Origin of the sequence: Xanthomonas sp. GW (assembly GCF_014236815.1) — a bacterium.
Taxonomy (GTDB): Bacteria; Pseudomonadota; Gammaproteobacteria; order Xanthomonadales; family Xanthomonadaceae; genus Xanthomonas_A.
In genome coordinates, this window is record NZ_CP051189.1 from 2578320 (window position 1) to 2596921 (window position 18602).

Below are 18602 nucleotides of genomic sequence, written 5' to 3' on the forward strand. Positions count from 1 at the left end.
TCTGCGCGGCGTGCTGCTGCGCATCCGGCGTCCCACCTATCTACGGCAGAGACGCATGGACAAAAAGCTCCTCCTCACTCCTTCCACCGCGGTCGAGCGCGAGATCACGCTCGCCGATGGCCAGAAGCACACCACCTGGTTCAAGCCCGTCACCGGCGGCGAGTTCTTCCGCTTCCAGCGGGACACGCGCTCCGAGGACGAGAACGTCCGCATCTTCGCGATGCAGCGCCTGATCGCCTGCAGCCTGTGCGAGGACGCGCGCGGTAGGCCGACGCTCACGAACGACGAGGCTAGGGCGCTCTCCATCGACGCGATCAACGTCCTGTTCCCCCACGTCATCGCGGTCTCGCGCACGGTCGAAGAGGAAAAAAAAGACTTGCCGAGCGCGGAAGTGAGTGGTTCCGCCACGTCCTCGCACTAGCGCTCGGCAAGAGCCTCGGCGAGATCGACGCGCTTCCCCAGGCAGAGATCGACGCCTGGCGGCACTACCACACGTTGTACCCCATCGACGACCTGCATCGCATCCACCGCCCGGCAGCCGTGATGGCTGCGTCGAACGGCGCGAAGTTCGACGCAACGATGGATTTCCTGGCTCCCGATCCGGCGTTCGCCGGCTACGAAGACGCCGACGTCGCAACCATGCGGGCCTTCGGCCTGCGCCCGCCCATCAGGACCTAGACCCATGGCAGCAGGCTCCATCATCATCGATCTGCTGATGCGTACCGGAAGCTTCGTGACCGACACGGATCGGGCGTCGAAGCGACTGAAGCAGTTCGAGCGTGAGGCGAAGGACGCAGGTGCAGCGATCGGCGCGGCCTTGGCCACGGCGGCGACCGCGACCGTCGCCTTGCTGCAGCAGTCCGTCAACGCGATGGACGACATCAGCAAGGCGGCGCAGCGCTCCGGAACCACCACGGAAGAGTTCTCGAAGCTGAGCTATGCCGCCGGCCTGGCCGACGTGGCGATGACCGACCTGCAGACCTCTCTCGGCCGCCTGACGAAGGCGCAGGCGGAGGCGCTGGACCCAGCTTCGCAGCAGGCGAAGATCTTCAAGGCGCTAGGCATCGAGGTCACCGATGCCGCCGGCAATCTGCGCAGCTCGACCGACGTGTTCAAGGACTTCGCCGACGTCTTCGAAGAGCAGAAGGGTTCGCCGGAGATCATCGCCGCCGGCCTGAACATCTTCGGTCGCAGCTTCCAGAACCTCATCCCTCTGCTGAAGGACGGGTCGAGTGGGCTAAAGGATGCCGCGGACGAGGCGGCCGCGTTCGGCCAGGTCATCAGCACCGAGGCCGGCGCCAACGCGGAGGAGTTCAACGACAACCTCAGTCGCATGAAGCTGTTCGTCACCGGCGTGGCGAACGCGGTCGCCGCTGATCTTCTTCCCGATCTAGTGGGGTTGCAGGAAGGATTTCTTGACGGTGCGCGCGATGGCGACAAACTGCAGTCCGTAGCTGAGGACGTGGCGAATGTGTTCCGGGTCTTGGGCGGCGCGATCGAAGCGGTCTCCGTTCCGCTTGGCTGGATCGACGACCGGATCCAGGGCACCACCATGGCGCTCCAGGGCCTGGCGGAGGTCGCCAAGGGTGTCATCGGGCTGAACTGGGACCAGATCACCCGTGGTGTCGTGCTGACGGGGCAGAACACGGGCAAGGCTCTTGGCCTTCCGGATTTCCTGGACCCGCTTGGCCGTGGTGGAAAGAAGTCCTCTGGTGCTGGCGCAGACATGATCTCTGCTGGCGCTGGCGGCGGCCTCGGGTTGTTCGCCAGCAGCGCAGCCGAGAAGGCTGCGCAGCAAAGGGCAAAGCTCATCCGTGATTCGGCATTCGGCCCCTCCGCGAAGAAGGGCAGCTCTGGCGGAAAATCCGATGCCGAGAAGGAGGCCGACAAGCTCGCCGCGGCATACAAAAAAACCAACGAGCAGTTGGAAGAGCAGATCGCGCTGAACGGCAACAACAGCGCGATGGCGAAGCTTGCGTTCGAGCTGCAGAGCGGCGAGCTGTCCAAGCTCAGCGACGCGCAGAAGCAGGACCTGACGGACAAGCAGGCCAAGGTCGATCTGCTGGAGTTGGAGCGCGCAGCACAGAAGGAGGTCAACCAACAGTCTGAGGACTATGCCAGCGCCGTCGCCGGCCAAGCCAAGGCCTTCAAGGACCACGCGGCCGACTTGCAGTTCGAACTCGACCTGCTCGGCAAGAGCAACAAGGAACGCCAGCGCGAGATCGAGCTGCGGTATCTCGGCGCGGGCGCCACCGAGGCGCAGCGCGAGGCCATCGGCAGCCTGTCGGATCGGCTGTACGAAGAAGGCGAGGCGATGCAGCGGAGCATAGATCTGCAGGACGACTTCCGCGACTCATTCTCGGACGCGGCGAAGGATCTCATTCGCGGCAGCTCGTCGGCCAAGGAAGCGCTGATGGACTTCCTGGACTCGATCAACGATCGGCTGGCGAAGATGGTCGCTGACGGCTGGGCCGACAAGCTGTTCGGCAAGCAGGGCGAGAACGGCGGCGGCGCCGCGGGTGGATGGCTTTCCTCGTTGGCTGGTGCGTTCGGCGGGAGCGGTGGCACGTCGTCTGGCGCCTCGCAGGGCGGCGGTTGGAGCGACTGGATCGGCACGATCGTCGGTGCCTTCAGTGGGGCCAAGGCGAGCGGCGGCGACATCCTGGGCAACCGGTCCTATCTGGTGGGCGAGGACGGCCCGGAGATGTTCGTGCCCAGGACCGCCGGCCGGGTCTACACCGCGGCGCAGACGCAGGCCATCACCGCCGGCGGTGGCGGCCGTGGCCTGACGCAGATCAACAACTTCACCCAGCAAGGCCGGATGGATCGTAGGTCTGAGCAGAAGATTGCGGCTGACGTTGGCAGGAAGGCGAATGCCGCCATTTCTCGAGGGATCGGCTGATGGCCTACTTGGACGCGTACCTGTCGCCTTGCCCGGGCTACGGGTTTGAGGGCGGCCCTAACTTCTCGACGCGGATCGTGGGTATGGCCAATGGCCGCGAGCGGCGCAATGCCGACTGGAGCATCGCGCGGCACAGCTACACAGCGCCTTTCCTGAACATCTCGAAAGCGGCGTATCGCGAGCTGAAGCGCATGCACTTGGTGTGCCGCGGGAAGCTGCACTGCTTCCGCTTCAAGGACTACCTCGACTTCCAGGCGGTGAATGAGATCTTCGCGATCGGCGACGGCGTGCATACGACCTTCCAGCTCGCGAAGCTCTCGACCATCGGCGGCATCTCCTACGAGCGACCGGTGTACGCGATCGTGGCCGCAGCCGTCACCGACAACGGCGTCCCGGTATCGCCCGTGGTCGACATGGAGCGCGGCACGGTGACCTTCGCCGCACCGCCGACGAATGGTCATGTGCTGCGCTGGAGCGGCGAGTTCGACGTGTGGGTACGGTTCGATCAGGACAACCTGCCGTTCACCCTGGACAACGTGAACGCGACCAACGGTCAAGTGGAGCTGCTGGAAGTGCCGCCGCCGGAGGAAGAGAGCTGATGCCGCGCAACATCTCCATCGCGCTGCGCTCCCACCTGGCGCAGGACGCGACCACCACCACGGTGCTGCTGCGCATCGCGTCAGTGCGGCCCGGCGTGGCGCCCTACGGCGCCGTCATGACCGATCGGGAAGTGGTGTACGACGACAGCGAAGGTGCGGTCGCCTACTCCCCCATCATCGGCATGCAGCTCAGCACCATGGCCGCGGGCATGGACATGAGCGTGGACAACGCGGAGGCGACCGGCCTGCTGCCGGAGTTCGACTTCCCGATCAGCGAGGCCGACATCCGCGCCGGTGTCTACGACTACGCGCGCTGGGTGGCCTACCTGGTCAACTACGAGGACCTGAGTCAGGGGCACGTGGTGCTCGGCGCCGGCGAGATCGGTCGCGTGTCGATCAACGACGACGGGCTGTCGTTCGTGGAGGAGCTTTTCGGAAAGACCAAGCGCCTGCGCCAGTCGGTCGTCGAGCGCGATTCCCTGACCTGCAGGGCGATCTTCGGCAGCCAACCCATCGGCACCGGCGGCGGCGTGCCCGAGCAGCGGTTCCCGTGCGGCTTCGATGCCACGAACCTGCTGGTTGCCGGCACCATCACGTCCGTGGGGCTGGAGACCAACATCACCTTCACCTCCGCGGACGTGGCAGTGGCGTTCGGAGCGGAAGAGCTCGCCCCGGGCAAGGTCTACTGGAAGACCGGGCTGAACGCCGGTCGCGACACCGAGATCGAGAGCAACACCGCAGGGGGCGAGGTCACGCTCTCGTTCAAGACCGACTACCCGATGCAGGCGGGGGACACGTTCGACATCCGGCCCGACTGCAGCAAGCAGTGGGACGACGCGGACCACGGGTGCTTGCGCTGGTGGGCCCTGGAGCGAGCGAACCACTTCCGCGGCGAGCCGCACATTCCGATCGGCGATGCTGGCCAGCTCAGCGTGCCCGGCGCGTCGGTCGGTCCGAGCCTGGGCGGCAACACGTCGCAGGACTTCACCGAGGGCGAGACGGCATGACGGCACTCGTTGCTGCCGCGCGCGCCTACCTGCAGGTGCCGTTCCGCCACCGCGGGCGCTCCCGCCGCGGCCTCGACTGCGCCGGCCTGCTGGTGCTGGCCTGCAGGGATATCGGCAGGCCGATCCCGGATCAGCGCCACTACGGCCGCGAGCCATTCAACGACGGGCTCGTGGAAGCCGGCTCGCGTGCGTTCGGGCCGCCGGTTGCGGTCGGGCAGGTGCCCGCCGAGTTCTTGCAGGCCGGCGACGTGCTGCTGCTGCGCTTCGACATCAACCCGCACCACGTCGCCATCGTCGCAGACCACCCGCTGGGCGGCCTCAGCATCATCCACGCGAACGCGGACGCCACCCAGCGGGGTCTGGTCGTCGAGCAGCGCCTCGACGCGCTGTGGCTGTCCCGCGTCACCCACGTCTTCCGGATCACCTGATGGCACGTCAAGTTCTACCCATCGTAGGCGCGGTGGTCGGCGCCTACTTCGGCAACCCAGCGCTCGGCTACGCCGTGGGCGCGGCCATTGGCAACGCTGTCGACCCGCTGGTGGTGCAAGGGCCGAAGATCGGCGACACCGCCATCCAGACTTCCGCCGAGGGCGCATATCGCGCGATCGTGTACGGCACCGCCGCTGTCGCCGGCAACTTGATCTGGACCGGCCCGAAGATCATCCGCAAGGAGAAGGAGCAGGCAGCGAAGGGGGGCGGTCCGGTGACGGAATACGAGCGCCTGTTCCAGTCGTTCGCCATCCGGATCTGCGAGGGGCCGATCAGCGGCATCCTGCGCATCTGGGAAGACGAGAAGCTGGTTTATGACGTGCGCGAGGGATCGACGATCCCCGAGGAAAGCACAAAGTTCGCCAGCCGGTTCGTGCTGCATCTGGGTGGCGAGGACCAGCTGCCAGACTCCGAGATCGAGTCGGTGCTCGGCATAGGCAACGCGCCGGCCTACCGCGGCAGCGCCTACATCGTCTTTCCGAAGGCCGACCTGACCGACCGCCGCGGTAGCATCCCGCAATACCGGTTCGAAGTGGTGGCGCGGGACGCCGACATTACATGGTCTCCCAAGGTTGTGACCTCTGAGGCCTACTTCACCGGCACATACGATGACTTGACCCAGCAGCCATCGACAACATTCGGGACGGTAAATCCCTCGGCCAAGCCGCTGGCGGTATCGCCGGATGGAACGTTGACGGCGAGTTGTTGGTTCAGTGCGCCATACCTGCGCGTGTACCGTTTTGATCGGGAGTCAGAAAGCTTCCAGCCCGTGACGATCACCGGTCTCGTGCCCGACGGCATCTGTGACACGGTGGCGTTCTCGTCTGATCAAAATTGGATGGCGGTAGGCAACAGAGGGACGCGGAAGCTCATGGTCTACCGCGTCACGGAGAGCGGCCTCGAGTTCTTCGCATCTCCCGTTACTGGCGCAGAAACAAACGTTGTCCACATTCGATTCTGCCCGACGAATAGCCTTCGAATCGGATGCTCAATGACTGGTGAAGTCCCAGTCAAGATCTTCCTGATCCGATCCGTCCCTGGCGATGTCATGCTGCTTCGACAGTCGGTTGCGGTGTACTCGGCTGGAGAGAATGCAGGGCTCGTAGAGTGGCGTCCTGACGGTCTGATGATCTGCCAGACCAACGGCACCAAAGTCTTCATATTCAATGTCGAATCCGCCAACCCGATGCCGTATCTGTTCTCTCAGAATCTGCTGTTGCTCGGAGTTAGGGCGGACCGCGGGGCATATTGGTCTGAATTTCTAGATTTCTTCTATTTCACGAGCGGCAGCGCGCCTTACATCACAGTGTTCCGTCTCCTGCATACAGGGGAGGACGCATACGTCTTGGACCGCTACCCTGACCCGGTGCAACCGGGGGCCGGCATATACTCTGCGGCACTGTCGTTCGATCGTCGCTACCTGCTTGTGGCTCCAATCGGTCTTGGCTTGCGGGTCTACAGCACGAACCTCATGGAGAGGTTGACCCTTGTCTCTGATGTCGGCACCGGGACCCAGCGCTATATCGCACTCAATGACGGGCTCAGTGTAGGTAGCGGCACCTCGGTGCCAGACACGCTATCGGCCATCGTTTCCGATATCACCGACCGGTGCGGACTTAGCGACAGCGACTATGACGCGTCCGAGCTGATCGATCCTGTCGCAGGCTTCGTCCTCGCCGGCGGATACACCGGCGCATCCGCGATCAATGCTCTCCGCGCCCCATACTTCTTTGATGCGAGCGAGTACGACGGTGTCATCCACTTCCCGAAGCGTGGCAAGCCGGTGGTTCGGACTCTGACGTTCGATGACCTGATCGATGAGCCGGAGACATCCACGAGAGAGGACGCGCGCGAGTTCCCGGCGAAGCTGCATCTGGAGTACCAGAACGCCATCAGCGGGTACGAGACGGCGAAAGCGACAAGTGCACGCAGCAGCACCGACGTGCGCGTCACCGGCGAGACGTCGGTGTCGGTGCCCGTGGTCATGGACTCGACCGAGGCACAAAAAACCGTGGTGAAGCTACACAAGGTCGCATGGACTGATCAGGAGGGCGAGCTTCCATTCTCGATCTCGGACGAGCACCTGGACCTGGTCGCTGCGGACAATATCGGACTTGCCCTGCGCGGTAGCGTCTTCCGCCTGCGCATCGAGAAGTTCGAGCATGCCGCCGGCGAAATCAAGCTGACCTGCAGGCATGACCGCCAGAGCGCCTACACCGCGAACGTCACCGGCGTGCCACTGCCAGAGCCCACGCCTCCGCCCAACAGCATCGTGGGGGCGACGCAACTTGCCATCTTGGACATCCCGGCACTGGTCGATATCAACGACCTGGCGAACCCGGTCGAGTATGCCGCCATGTCGGGCATCAGCGAGGCCTGGTACGGCGCAACCCTGCAGCGCAGCCTGGATGGTGGCAGCAGCTTCGGATCGGTGCTGCAAGACTCCAGCGGGACCGTCATGGGCACGCTGTTGCAGGAACTCCCGGGGGCAAGCGAGTTCTACCGAGACCGGACGAACCGTGTCGTGGTTGCGCTGAGCAATCCCAGTGATGTGCTGGAAGACCTGTCCGAATCGAGCTTCTTGAGCGAGGGCGGGGCGTTCGCCCTGGAGAAGGCCGGCGGTGGCTGGGAGATTCTCCAGTACAAGGACGTTGACGAGGACAGCGCCGGCAACTGGGTGCTTTCCGATCTGCTGCGCGGTCGGCTCGATAGTGGCGCCAGCGCGCACGCGGTCGGCGCTAGGTTTGTCTTGCTAGCCGGCGTCAAGGTCCTGAACGTGACGAGCGGGCTGATCGGGCAGACGGTCCTTGACCGCGCGGTCTCTAGTGGCACAGCCCCAGAGACCGCGACGCCCCAGGGGCATACGGTGACGGCACAGTCCCAGCGCGAGTGGCCGGTCGCGAGTTTGCGTGTGCGCCGCGACGGTTCGACGATCTCCGCGGACTGGGCGCCACGACATCGCTTTGGGACCGAACTCAATCCGATCGCCTCAATCAACTTCCAGGGCTTCAGGGTGGTGCTCAACGACGGCGTTGCACCACCGGTTTCGTTCGACACGACCAGCCCGAGCTTCACGTACGACGCATCGTCTCTAGGATCTTCAGTGACGGTCAGCGTTTCCTCAATCAACCGCATCACCGGGCTTGGCCCGGCTACGTCGGAGACCGTATGAGTACCCCGATCCTCCCGTTCGAAGTCTGGGAATCCGGAACCAACCAAAACAGCATTCCCGCGAACGACAACTCGCTGCGCTGGGAAATCCTCAGCGGATTGGTCATCGCCGATGATGTCACTGTGCAGCCAGCAACTCCCGACAACGGCGATATTTACGTCATCCCTGCAGGAGCTACGGGCAGTCAATGGTCGACGTTCGATCCACTCGATCTAGCTCTGTACCGCTCCGGGACCTGGTACGCCTATGCGCCGATCACTGGGATCACGGTGAACATTTCAGGCGTTCTCTACGCATTCAACGGAACCGCCTATGAGGCTTTGGGCGGTGGTGGTGGTGCTCCTGCTGCAGAAGATGTCTCCTATGACAATACCGCCTCTGGCTTGGCGGCAGAGGACGTGCAAGCTGCGATCGATGAAGTCGCGACAAGGAACCGGTCGACAACGACGACCATCAATCACAGTGCTTCTGGCGCGCTGACTATCAACTACAACTTGGGCGACTACTTCATCGTCAACCTCGCGGCCAACGTAACCGGCATCACGATCAGTAACCCGCCAGCCACGGGCCAAGGTGGATCAATCCGCATCCGCTTCGTACAAGACGGCACCGGCAGTCGCACTGTCGTGTTGCCGTCCTCTGCCAAGGCGATCAGCGGCACCGACACCAGCGTGCAGTCGGCGGCGAGCGCGCAAACCGTGCTGCATCTGACGACCGACAATGGCGGGACTTCCTGGGCCTACTCGATGAAGGCGGTTGCGGCATGAGCCTGCTGAGCGCCCACGGCGCGATGCTTCCCCTCGGTGGCTCCGGCGGCTACGCTGCGGCAGTGCTCGCTGATGCGCCTTGGGGCTACTGGAAGCTCAACGAGTCCCCCGCAGAAGGCGTGGCCGCGGCAGATGCCAGTGGCAACGGGCGCAATGGCACTTACAGGGGCGTGGCGGTGACTGCGTACGCTGCGGCAAGTGGACTCTTCGCAGGCAGTTCGGCCGCTATCCAATTCAAGAACGCAGGCTACATCGCATGCCCAACTTTGACCTTGGCATCGGCGCAAAAATTCACGCTCGAATGCATGGTCAAGGCTAGTTCGATCGTCACGAACGAAAACATGATCGGCGGCGACGATGCTGGCTCAAATCGCCGCTGGCAGTTTCGGATTACGAGCGCCGGAAAGCTTGAGTTCTTGACCATCACTCCGAGCACCGTGTCTGTAGTGGGGGCGGCCACCATTACCGACGGAAATGCACATCTGGTGCATGCCGTCTTCGATCCGAGCCTGTCGGCCGCGAGCGGGATATGCAAGATCTACGTCGACGGTGCCCTGGATACTTCGAGCACATCGTCCAACTCGATCACGGCTGGCACTGCGTTCCCGATTGTCGGCGCCCGCACCGGCGCCGGCAGCAACCCTTTCACGGGCATCCTGGACGAAGTGGCGATCTACACGACGGCGTTGAGCGCCGCCCAGATCGCGGCTCACTGGGCGGCTCGGAACGCCAGCTGAGCCGCAGGTCCGACGTCAGAATATCCTGACGCTACGCCAGGCACCTCGCCGATACCGCCAGGCCAGCTCCGGCGGGATCCTGGCAATGCCGGACGCGGACGCCATGAGGCCGCTCAACCCGCGGGCCTTGAGCAAGCCCAGCCGGCTCCATGACCGCTTCAGCCTCGCGTCTCGGCCGGTGCGACGCCCGCCGGTAGCATGCCGGCCATGGCACTACCCGACGACATCGCATGGGATCCTCCCGACCAGTGGGGCAGGGACTGGCTCCGATGCGGCCGCAAGATCGTTGCCGGGGTCAGCAACACCGTCTTCGAAGATGGCCGGTGGATCGCACGGGTGAACCGGCACGACGAGAACACGGCCTCTTACCCGCACGCCTACTTCCGCAACCGGGGCGCGGCGAGGCGATCGGTTGAGCGCTGGGCCTGCGCCCACGCCGAGCGCCTGCGCAGGGAGGTCGCGACCGGCGCGCGGGAGAAGAGGGTCGGGGTGCAGCCCAGCCGGGAGGAGAAGCGGCTGGCGAGGCAGATGCGCGGGTGACCGTGACGAGCGGCCGGTGCCGAGCCGCAATCTCAAAGCCGGTCGGCTAGTTCGTCGGGATCGGCGTTGTAGTAGAGCAGGAGGCTCTTCAGGTCGCGGTGCCCGATCATCCTGGCCAGCTCCATCACGTCCAGCTTCTTGGATAGCCGCCAGATGGCTTCGGCGCGGCTGTCGTGGAAGTGCAGGTCCTCGATCTTCGCAGCGTCACGCGCGCGACGGAAAAGCGCATCCTTCGACGGGCCATCCACCTGGAAAACGGTGTCGCCGCCCGGCGGCAGCAAGGCGATGATCTCCCGCGCCCTCGGCGATAGCGGCACCCGGCGGATGTCCCCGTTCTTGGTTCGGGGGAGGGTGACCGACTTGGGCGCGACGTCCTTCCAGGTCAGCCCCAATATCTCCCCGGAGCGCATGGCGGTCTCCAGGGCGAAGAGGAAGGCGAGGGCGACCCGCTCGGACACCGTATGCGGCGCGCCGCCGTCATAGCCCAGGGCCAGGGTCACGCGATCGATCTCGTCTTGGCTGATGCGGCGGCGCCGGCTCGGCGGGTTCGCGGGCCGGTCCACGTCCGCGACCGGATCCGTGGACAGCCATCCCCAGTCCTTCCGGCAGGCCTTGAACACGGACTGCAGCAGGTTCATCTCCCTGCGAACCGACGCCCCGGAGACCTGCGCCAGCCTGCGCTCGCGCCATTCGGCCACGTGGATGGGGCGGAGCGCCGGCAAGTGCACGTCGGCCAGCTTGTCGCGCTCCAGCAGGCGCAGTCGGGTGATCTCCCAGCGCTCGCCGCGGTGCTTGGGGCTGACCTCCTTGGCGAAGCGCTGCAGGGCTTCCCGCACGGTGTGGTCCGGCAGCCTGGCGCCCACCAGTTCGGCCTCGCGCTGCTGCGCCCAGGCCACCGCGAGGCGCTTCGTGGCGAAGCTCGCCGACTCGCGAACGCCATCCTTGTACAGTTCTGCGCGCCAGGTTGCGCCGCGGAGTCGGATCGATGCCATGGGCGGATCTTGGCGTATTTCCTGGCGTAGTTGCACCGTATGCAGGTGGGGCCAGGGCGGGAATAGGGTGTGGCACCCGTTCCCGCAGCTATCTGATTCTGCTGCCTTATCGGGTCAAAATGGGGTGGCGCGGGCATGGGCGGGTTTGCCACTGAAATTCCCACCTTCGGCACCAGGAACCTACGGCAGCTTCGGCTGCCGTTTGTTTTTTGCGTGATCGGGTTTGGGACTCCGCACCGGCATGCCGCCGCGCCGCGGTGTCTGGCCGGGAGGATCACATCTGCACCGAAGCCGGCGTCGATCGCCTGTGCTTGCTGGAGGCGGGCAGGGCATCCCTTTGCTTCCCATCGATGCTTGCTTGCCCGGGAACTGGAAGTAATGACCTGTCCCGGTCCACGCTGCGGCGCGGACGAACTGGTGCGGGAAGCCGATAGCGACGCCTTCCTTGGCTATCTATCTATATGTGATGTGCGATTCGGCCTTTCGCGCTCGGCGCGACTGTCTGGCCCGCACAACGACAGTGGCCAGCTTTCGGCAATCGAATGCGATCGAACGCGATTGCGTCGATGCGATGGATGCAGACGATCGGCGCGTTCGACAATCGGTTGCCGAATTCGCCTGCGCCGCGTTGTTAAAAAAACTTCAAAAAACGCTTGCGCAGGCAGGGCGCCATCGCTAATATTCCGCTCCTCGCAGCACACGTGGGGCCATAGCTCAGCTGGGAGAGCGCTTGCATGGCATGCAAGAGGTCGCCGGTTCGATCCCGGCTGGCTCCACCAACTTTTTCGGGCACTAGGCCTGTCCGCAGAAGCTACATCGTTATCAGCGTCCCCATCGTCTAGAGGCCTAGGACATCACCCTTTCACGGTGGCGACCGGGGTTCGAATCCCCGTGGGGACGCCATTTTATTTGCAAGAAACCTCAAGTCCGGCGCTGCCGGACTTTTTTTGTGCGGGGTTTGTACATGCCGCCAAAATCGAGTAAGATTCCGCTTCTGCCAGTACACGTGGGGCCATAGCTCAGCTGGGAGAGCGCTTGCATGGCATGCAAGAGGTCGCCGGTTCGATCCCGGCTGGCTCCACCAACTTTTTCGGGCACTAGGCCTGTCCGCAAAAGCTACATTGTTATCAGCGTCCCCATCGTCTAGAGGCCTAGGACATCACCCTTTCACGGTGGCGACCGGGGTTCGAATCCCCGTGGGGACGCCATCTACAAGAAGACACCCGGCATCGCCGGGTGTTTTTTTGTCTGCGTTTTGCGCGGCGCTTGCACCTGGTCGGCGGCATTGTCGCTTGCCGCTGCGCGGTTCAGCGCAGCAGCTTGCGTATCTGCAGGATGGCCTGCGGGGTTTCCTGCACGCTGTGCCCGGAGGTGATCACGGTTTCCGACGCTGCGCCATCCAGGTGCGCGCTCCAGTAGGGCACGAAGCCGTCGTCCGATTGCGCCAGTGGCACGCGCGGATCGCGGCGGGCGATGATCGAGTGATAAGTCACCCGCGGCGCGATCTTCAGCTCCGCCGCGGCCTCGACGAAAGCGTCGTGGTCGTTGAGATTGTCCATGCTGGTCGGCAGCTTGCCGACCAGGCCGGTGCCGGTGATGTCCTGGAATTGGTCGAGAATGCGCGCGGGCAGGCCGATCAGGCCGCCCACCAGGCTGCCGAGCACGCCGGTGGCATGCGGGGTTCCGTGATGCGGCGAGGCCAGGAAGATCGCCTCGGAGACTTCCGGCATCGGTTCGAAGTGCAGCATCGGCGACAGCTTGTCGCGCAGCGTCTGCATCGCCTGCGGCGCGAGCGTCGCGTTGCCGAACAGGCGCTGCCAGAGACGGTCGCCGTCGCTGGAGGACACCATCAAGCGCGCCAGCACGCCGCCCATGCTGTGCCCGACCAGCACCATGTCGTGCGCCGAGGCGCTGCGCCGTTGCGGATCGAAATGGTCCAGCGCCTGCTGCAGTCCCTTGCGGATCTGCAGATGGTTGTAGGCGATCGGCAGGTTGGTCGGGTAGTAGACCAGCCAGATCTGATAGCGGGCGCGCAGGTGTTCGTCGCCCAGCAGTTCGTTGGCCAGGTTCACCCAGGCCTCGGGGCTGCTGGCCAGGCCGTGCAGCAGCACCAGTACCCGGCGGTTGGGATCGTAGGGCTGGGTCAGGAAGATGTGCGGCCGGTCGATGCCATGGGCCATGCCGAACAGCGTGCGCAGCGATTGCTCGGCGAAACCCGAGCGCGCCATCCACACCCCATAGCCGGCGCTGAAGTCGCCGGCCAGCGGTACCGTGTAGCCGCCCAGCGTGGCTTGAGCGCTCAGGTACGGATCGTAGGCTTCCACCCGCACCGCGCGGCTGGCTAGCACCTTGGCCAGCGTGTCGCCATCGAAGCGCAGCAGCACGGTCAGGCTCGGTGTCGGCATTGCGCTGTAGGCCGGGCTTGTCGCGTCCGACGCGCTCGCCTCGTTCTGCAGCGACGTCGCGTTCGGCAGCACCGCGACCATCTCCGCGCCGAACCCGTCGCGCCGGTACACGCTGCGCAGCCCGGTGAAGCGCAGGCCGCTGGCCGGCAGCATCGCATCCGGCATCGGCATGTCCTGCAAGGCGCCCAACTGGCTCACGTCCAGGACGATCTTCCAGCCTGGCAGGGCCGACAGTTCGGCCGCGCTGTCGGCCTGCTGGCCCTGTTGCTGGAAGCGCACGAACAGCGCCGACACCGCCTGTTGCACCGCGTAGTTGTAGTAGTCGCGCACCTGGGTCTGGCGGTCCTCGAAGGCGCGCTCGCTGGGTGCGCGCTCGCTGAAGAACAGGTAGGCGTAGGCATAGCGCGCCGTCTCCAGCCAGGCGCTCAGTGCGGCGTCGCTGCGCGGCTGGCGTTTGGCCAATTGCAGCGAGGCCTGCAGCCACAGTTCGGCGACGGTCGCCAGCTTGCGTTCCTGGGCCACGCCATCGTTGTCGAGCAGCTGCTTTGCGCAGCGCCGGGTATGGGCGCTGCAGGCGCTTTCGTCCAGGCCGAGTACGGTAAGCGTTTCGATCGCAGCGGTGCTGAGGTGGCCGCTGCCGAGCGGGTCGCCGCGCTTGGCCTGGATGTATTCGGCCGCGCTCACTGGTTTCAGCGTGACAGTGGAGCAGCCACCAGCGCCCAGCGCCAGGCACAGCAGGGCGATCAAGCGCAACGCCAGGCGGCGTCCGCGCTGGCCGATCACGCCGCCGCCTCCGCCGTGCGCGCCTCGCTGCGGCCGTTGCGCAACGAGAACAGCAGGTCGTACAGCACCGGAATCACGCCCAGCGTGACCAGCGTGCCCAGCGCCAGGCCGCCGATCATGGTGATCGCCATGCCGGTCCACAGCGGGCCGGCGAACAGCATCAGCGGGACCAGGCCGACGATGCAGGTCAGTTTGGTCATCACGATCGGGCGCAGGCGCTTGACCGCCGCCGCGATCACCGCGTCGTGCCGGTCCAGGCCGTCCGCCAGTTCGGCATCGATGCGCTCCAGCAACAGCACCGCGTTGTTGACGATGATGCCGGCCAGCGCGAGCAGGCCGAAGGTGGCCATGAAGCCGAACGGGTAGCCGGTGACGAGCAGCGCCAGCGCCGCGCCGATCAGCACGAACGGAACGCTGGCGACGACGATGAACAGCTTGCGGAACGAGTTGAATTGCCAGATGAACAACAGCAGGATCGCGCCCAGCGCATGCGGCATGTATTGCAGCAAGGCCTGATTGGCCTCGGCCGAATCCTCCAGTTCCCCGCCCATCTCGATGCGGTAACCCGGCGGCAGGCGCAGCGCGGCGACCTTGCCGGCCAGCGCGGTCACCACTTCGTCGGTGGTCATGTTCGGGTTGTGCCCGGTGACGGTGATGGCGCGGCTCAGGTTGCGGCGCTGGATCGCCGATGGCTCCGACGACAGGGCGATCTCGGCGATCGCCGACAACGGCACGGCGGCGCCGCCTGACGCGGGATAGAGCAGGGTGCTGCCCGGATCGCTGGCCGCGGCGCGTTCGTCGGCGCCGCCGCGCAGCACGATCGGGACGTTGACGCTGTCGTCGCGGATCAGCGAGGCGTCGATGCCGCTGTAGCGCAGTTGCAGCGCCTGAGCGATGTCGTCGCTGCCGATCCCGGCGCGCCGCGCCTTGACCTGATCGACGCGGACGTCATAGCGGGGGATGCGGATCTCCCAGTCGTCGCTGACATCGATGGTGCCGGGCAGCTGGCGCAACGCCTGCGCGATCCCGGCGGCGATGCGGCGCAACTGGGTTTCGTCCGGCCCGACCACCCGGTAGATCGCCACGCCGGATTCGGTCGAGCCCATCGAGAAGCGCTTGGGTTCGGCGCGCACGGCGGGATAGCCCTGGCGGATGTGTTGGCGCACGCGCGCGATGAGTGCGTCGAGGTCGGTGCCGGGGCGCACGCTGACGGTGAAGTAGGCGATGTTGGCGGCGGCCTGCGGCGGATTCAGGCCCAGCACGATGCGCGGTCCGCCGTCGGCCACGTAGCCGATGCTGTCCACGATCTCCGGATTGCGCTTGCGATCGGCCAGCCAGGCGCTGATCGATTGCACGGTGCGCAGGGTCTGGCGCGAATCGCTGCCCGGCTGCAGGGTCACCGGCATCTGGAACTGCAGGCGGTCGGACTTGGGCAGAAAGCTGTAGGGAATCGAGCCCAGGATGGTGGCCGCCCCCGCCAACAGCAGCAGCATGCTGCCCAGGAACAGCGCCTTGTGCCCGAGCAGGGTTTCGATGATGCGCCGGTAGCCGCGGTACAGCCTGGAATCGTAGTGGTCGGCATTTTCGCCAGCGTCGGCCTGCGTGCTGCGGTGCGCCCGCGCGAAGTACATGCACAGCAGCGGGGTCACGGTGACGCTGAGCAGCCACGAGCCGAGCAGGGTCACCGCCAGCACGATCGCCAGCGAACGCATGTACTCGTTGGTGCTGGTCTGGCCGAAGAAGAACGGCGAGAACGCGAGCACGATGACCAGCGAGGAGGTCAGCAACGGCAGCGCCAGCGTGCGCCCGGCCGCTTCACAGGCGTGCCGGCGTTCCTCGCCGGCGGCCAGGCGGCGCTCGATGTCTTCGGCGATGACGATGCCGTTGTCCACCAGCAGTCCCAGCGCCAGGATGATCGCCGCGATCGACACCGTCTGCAGTTCCACGCTCAGCGCCCGCATCGCGATCAGCGTGCCGAGGATGGTCAGCGGCACGATCGCGCCGACGATCAGGCCGGTGCGCCAGCCCAGGAACAGCATCACCACCGCCATCACGATGAGCACGGTCTCGCCCATGACGTGGTGCATCTTGCCCATTTCGCGTTCCACCACGTCGGCCTGGAACGTGACCACGTGCTGCGAAAAGCCCACCGGCAGCATCCGCGCGGTTTCGCCGAGCTTCTGCCGCAGCGCCTGGCCGACTTGCGCGATGTTGTAGCCGGGCGCCATCGACACCGCCACCACCACCGCCGGCTGGCCCTGGTAGATCGCGGCGCTGTCCGGCGGATCGGCCGGCATCAGCTCGATGCGCGCCAACTGCGACAGCGGGATCTGGCGCGCGCCATCGGCGCCGGGAACCGAGATCAGCGTATTGCGCAGCTCGTCCAGGGTGCGGATCTCGCCGGACGTGGTGACGGTCATCGCCAGCCCGGACGCGGCGATCTGGCCGCCGCTGGCGACCACGTTCTGGGTGCGCAGCTGTTGCGCGACCGCGCTGGGCGTCAGCCCGGCCTCGCTCAGCCGGGTCCGCTCGAAGGCGACGTAGATGCGGTCCTCGCGCAGCCCGTGGAAGCTGACGCGTTCCACCCCGGGCACGGTGTACAGCTGCTCGCGCATCTGCCGCAGCGGCGCGCGCATCTCGCTGGTGGCGAAGCCCGGCGCGGTCACCGCGATCGAGGCGATCGCGACGCGGCCGAAATCGTCGTCGACGAACGGCCCCTGTGTGCCTGGCGGCAGTTCGGCGCTGGCATCGGCCGCCTTGGTGCGCACCCGCTGCCACAGCGCGGGCAGGTCGTCGACGTCGTCGCGGGCGGTGAGCTGCACGATTGCGCTGCCCGGCCGCACCGTGGTGACGATCTTCTTGATGCCGGTCAGTTCGCGCAGGTGCTCTTCGAGCGGGCGCGCGATCATGTTCTCGACGCGCTCGCTGGGCATGCCCGGAAACGCGACCTGCACCACCGCATCGCGCACGGTGACGCTGGGTTCCTCCTGCGACGGGAAACCCAGGAAGGTGACGATGCCGCCGATCAGGATCAGCGCAGCGGTGAACAGCGCGAAGCGGCTGGAAGCGAGGGTGGCGCGGGTCAGGTTCATGGCGAGGCGGTGCCAGTCAGGCGCGTAGCGGGATGGAAGGGAATGACGGTCTGTCCGTCGCTGAGGAAGGCCGCGCCGGCGGCGACGATGCGTTCGCCGGCGCGCAGTCCCTGGCGGACCTGCACGCGGTCGCCTTCGGCATTCCCGGTCACGATCTGGCGCCGGCGCACGCTGGCGTTGCTGTCCTGGTAGACGAACACCATCGGCTTGCCGTTGGCCATGCTCGGCACCAAGGCGCTGAGCGGGACGCTCAATGGCCGTGTCGCGTCGTGGGGCAGGGCCAGCAGCAGGTTCTCGCCGCTGCGCAAGCCGGCGGCGTCGACCGCGGTACTTTCGAACAGCGCCTGCACGGTGGCGCCGCCGTACAGGCGATCGGACACGCTGCGCAGCCGCAACGGCAGTGCCTGCTCGGGTGCGCCGGCCCGATACGCGGTCGCCGCCTGGCCGGGAAGTAGCGACGCTGCCAGCGCCGACGGCAGCGCGACCGTCACCTGTGCACGCCCGCGGCCTTCCAGTTGCAGCACCGGCTGGCCCGCTGCCACGTTGGCGTCGGGCTGCTGCAGCCGAGCCACCACGCTGCCGTCGAACGGCGCACGCAGCTCGGCCTGGCGCAGGCCGCGACGCGCCAGCGCCAAGTCCGATTGCGCGCTGCGCACGCGTGCCTGTGCGCTGGCGAAGGCGGCCTTGGCGGCGGTCAAGGTGGTGGCCGACGCGGCGCCGTCCTCGAACATGGCCTGCTGCTGGGCCAGTTGGGTCTGTTGCTGTTGCAGGTCGGCGGCGGCGATGTGGACGTTGGCCTCGGCCTGTTCGGCACGCAAACGGGTCGGTTCCGGATCCAGCCGCGCCAGGATCTGGCCCTGGCGCACGCTGTCGCCGACATCCACCTCGACCGAGGCGATGCGGCCGCCGCCTTCGAAGCCGAGTTCGGCGCGCTGCGCCTGGCGCACCTGGGCCACGAGGCGATCGTCGGTGCCGTCGGTGCTGCCGACGGCCTCCAGCTTCACCGCGCGCGGCGCTTCCGCAGGCGGCGTCGCGTCGCGGCTGCAGGCGGTCAACGACACTGCTGCCAGCGGCACGCAGGCGCAGAGGAACATCGCAAGGCTCGGTTTCATGTGCG

At 66.0% G+C, this 18602-nt stretch carries 15 protein-coding genes and 4 tRNA genes; 15 read left to right on the forward strand and 4 right to left on the reverse strand.

Annotation, left to right across the window (positions count from 1 at the left end):
• The first annotated feature begins 55 nt into the window (after window positions 1–55).
• The 10 genes from HEP73_RS11065 (at window position 56) to HEP73_RS11110 (ending at window position 10213) form a co-directional block, all read left to right on the forward strand.
• Window positions 56–421 (forward strand): hypothetical protein, encoded by a 366-nt coding sequence (locus HEP73_RS11065; protein WP_185823198.1) that lies wholly within the window; start codon window positions 56–58, stop codon window positions 419–421.
• 74 nt (window positions 422–495) lie between these two features.
• The gene (locus HEP73_RS11070; protein ID WP_185823199.1) at window positions 496–678 is read left to right on the forward strand and encodes a hypothetical protein; all 183 of its coding nucleotides are present in this window, start codon (window positions 496–498) and stop codon (window positions 676–678) included.
• A gap of 4 nt (window positions 679–682) precedes the next feature.
• Complete coding sequence (locus tag HEP73_RS11075; RefSeq protein ID WP_185823200.1) at window positions 683–2902, forward strand: hypothetical protein; 2220 nt, start codon at window positions 683–685, stop codon at window positions 2900–2902.
• Window positions 2902–3501 carry a DUF2460 domain-containing protein gene (locus HEP73_RS11080; RefSeq protein ID WP_185823201.1) on the forward strand — a complete coding sequence of 200 codons (600 nt, stop codon included), beginning with the start codon at window positions 2902–2904 and terminating at the stop codon, window positions 3499–3501. The genes HEP73_RS11075 and HEP73_RS11080 overlap by 1 nt, the downstream gene beginning before the upstream one ends.
• Complete coding sequence (locus tag HEP73_RS11085; RefSeq protein WP_185823202.1) at window positions 3501–4508, forward strand: DUF2163 domain-containing protein; 1008 nt, start codon at window positions 3501–3503, stop codon at window positions 4506–4508. The genes HEP73_RS11080 and HEP73_RS11085 overlap by 1 nt, the downstream gene beginning before the upstream one ends.
• A complete protein-coding gene (locus HEP73_RS11090) occupies window positions 4505–4936 on the forward strand; it encodes a C40 family peptidase (protein ID WP_185823203.1) in 432 nt (143 codons plus the stop codon). Before HEP73_RS11085 ends, HEP73_RS11090 begins: the two co-directional genes overlap by 4 nt.
• Window positions 4936–8169 (forward strand): phage tail protein, encoded by a 3234-nt coding sequence (locus HEP73_RS11095; protein ID WP_185823204.1) that lies wholly within the window; start codon window positions 4936–4938, stop codon window positions 8167–8169. The genes HEP73_RS11090 and HEP73_RS11095 overlap by 1 nt, the downstream gene beginning before the upstream one ends.
• Entirely contained in the window at window positions 8166–8936 is a 771-nt protein-coding gene (locus HEP73_RS11100) for a DUF2793 domain-containing protein (protein ID WP_185823205.1), read from the forward strand. Before HEP73_RS11095 ends, HEP73_RS11100 begins: the two co-directional genes overlap by 4 nt.
• Window positions 8933–9673 (forward strand): LamG domain-containing protein, encoded by a 741-nt coding sequence (locus tag HEP73_RS11105; RefSeq protein WP_185823206.1) that lies wholly within the window; start codon window positions 8933–8935, stop codon window positions 9671–9673. Before HEP73_RS11100 ends, HEP73_RS11105 begins: the two co-directional genes overlap by 4 nt.
• A gap of 207 nt (window positions 9674–9880) precedes the next feature.
• Window positions 9881–10213 (forward strand): hypothetical protein, encoded by a 333-nt coding sequence (locus tag HEP73_RS11110; RefSeq protein WP_185823207.1) that lies wholly within the window; start codon window positions 9881–9883, stop codon window positions 10211–10213.
• A gap of 32 nt (window positions 10214–10245) precedes the next feature.
• On the opposite strand, the gene HEP73_RS11115 is transcribed toward HEP73_RS11110, so the two are convergent.
• Entirely contained in the window at window positions 10246–11205 is a 960-nt protein-coding gene (locus HEP73_RS11115) for a tyrosine-type recombinase/integrase (RefSeq protein WP_185823208.1), read from the reverse strand.
• Window positions 11206–11650: 445 nt separating this feature from the next.
• On the opposite strand from HEP73_RS11115, the gene HEP73_RS11120 reads away from it, so the two are divergent.
• The 5 genes from HEP73_RS11120 to HEP73_RS11140 all read left to right on the forward strand — a co-directional run bounded on the left by HEP73_RS11120 (window position 11651) and on the right by HEP73_RS11140 (window position 12413).
• Entirely contained in the window at window positions 11651–11884 is a 234-nt protein-coding gene (locus HEP73_RS11120; RefSeq protein WP_185823209.1) for a hypothetical protein, read from the forward strand.
• Window positions 11885–11908: 24 nt separating this feature from the next.
• Window positions 11909–11984: transfer RNA gene (locus HEP73_RS11125), tRNA-Ala, on the forward strand.
• A 48-nt stretch (window positions 11985–12032) separates the two neighbouring features.
• Window positions 12033–12108, forward strand: a tRNA-Glu gene (locus HEP73_RS11130).
• 105 nt (window positions 12109–12213) lie between these two features.
• Window positions 12214–12289 (forward strand) — tRNA-Ala (locus HEP73_RS11135).
• A gap of 48 nt (window positions 12290–12337) precedes the next feature.
• A tRNA-Glu gene (locus HEP73_RS11140) sits at window positions 12338–12413 on the forward strand.
• A gap of 99 nt (window positions 12414–12512) precedes the next feature.
• Here HEP73_RS11140 and HEP73_RS11145 read toward each other — a convergent pair.
• Genes HEP73_RS11145 through HEP73_RS11155 form a run of 3 tightly spaced genes read right to left on the reverse strand, consistent with a single transcriptional unit; the run spans window position 12513 to window position 18597 of the window.
• Window positions 12513–14390 carry an esterase/lipase family protein gene (locus HEP73_RS11145; RefSeq protein ID WP_458309684.1) on the reverse strand — a complete coding sequence of 626 codons (1878 nt, stop codon included), beginning with the start codon at window positions 14388–14390 and terminating at the stop codon, window positions 12513–12515.
• On the reverse strand, window positions 14390–17485 hold the full coding sequence (locus HEP73_RS11150; protein WP_185823210.1) for an efflux RND transporter permease subunit: 3096 nt from the start codon (window positions 17483–17485) through the stop codon (window positions 14390–14392). The genes HEP73_RS11145 and HEP73_RS11150 overlap by 1 nt, the downstream gene beginning before the upstream one ends.
• Entirely contained in the window at window positions 17482–18597 is a 1116-nt protein-coding gene (locus HEP73_RS11155; protein WP_185823211.1) for an efflux RND transporter periplasmic adaptor subunit, read from the reverse strand. The genes HEP73_RS11150 and HEP73_RS11155 overlap by 4 nt, the downstream gene beginning before the upstream one ends.
• Window positions 18598–18602: the final 5 nt, after the last annotated feature.

What these genes read in the sequence shown, in the direction of transcription:
- HEP73_RS11065 (WP_185823198.1), top strand. Translation starts at nt 56, where the DNA reads ATGGACAAAAAGCTCCTCCTCACTCCTTCCACCGCGGTCGAGCGCGAG.
- HEP73_RS11075 (WP_185823200.1), top strand. Translation starts at nt 683, where the DNA reads ATGGCAGCAGGCTCCATCATCATCGATCTGCTGATGCGTACCGGAAGC.
- HEP73_RS11080 (WP_185823201.1), top strand. Translation starts at nt 2,902, where the DNA reads ATGGCCTACTTGGACGCGTACCTGTCGCCTTGCCCGGGCTACGGGTTT.
- HEP73_RS11085 (WP_185823202.1), top strand. Translation starts at nt 3,501, where the DNA reads ATGCCGCGCAACATCTCCATCGCGCTGCGCTCCCACCTGGCGCAGGAC.
- HEP73_RS11090 (WP_185823203.1), top strand. Translation starts at nt 4,505, where the DNA reads ATGACGGCACTCGTTGCTGCCGCGCGCGCCTACCTGCAGGTGCCGTTC.
- HEP73_RS11095 (WP_185823204.1), top strand. Translation starts at nt 4,936, where the DNA reads ATGGCACGTCAAGTTCTACCCATCGTAGGCGCGGTGGTCGGCGCCTAC.
- HEP73_RS11100 (WP_185823205.1), top strand. Translation starts at nt 8,166, where the DNA reads ATGAGTACCCCGATCCTCCCGTTCGAAGTCTGGGAATCCGGAACCAAC.
- HEP73_RS11105 (WP_185823206.1), top strand. Translation starts at nt 8,933, where the DNA reads ATGAGCCTGCTGAGCGCCCACGGCGCGATGCTTCCCCTCGGTGGCTCC.
- HEP73_RS11110 (WP_185823207.1), top strand. Translation starts at nt 9,881, where the DNA reads ATGGCACTACCCGACGACATCGCATGGGATCCTCCCGACCAGTGGGGC.
- HEP73_RS11115 (WP_185823208.1), bottom strand. Translation starts at nt 11,205, where the DNA reads ATGGCATCGATCCGACTCCGCGGCGCAACCTGGCGCGCAGAACTGTAC.
- HEP73_RS11150 (WP_185823210.1), bottom strand. Translation starts at nt 17,485, where the DNA reads ATGAACCTGACCCGCGCCACCCTCGCTTCCAGCCGCTTCGCGCTGTTC.
- HEP73_RS11155 (WP_185823211.1), bottom strand. Translation starts at nt 18,597, where the DNA reads ATGAAACCGAGCCTTGCGATGTTCCTCTGCGCCTGCGTGCCGCTGGCA.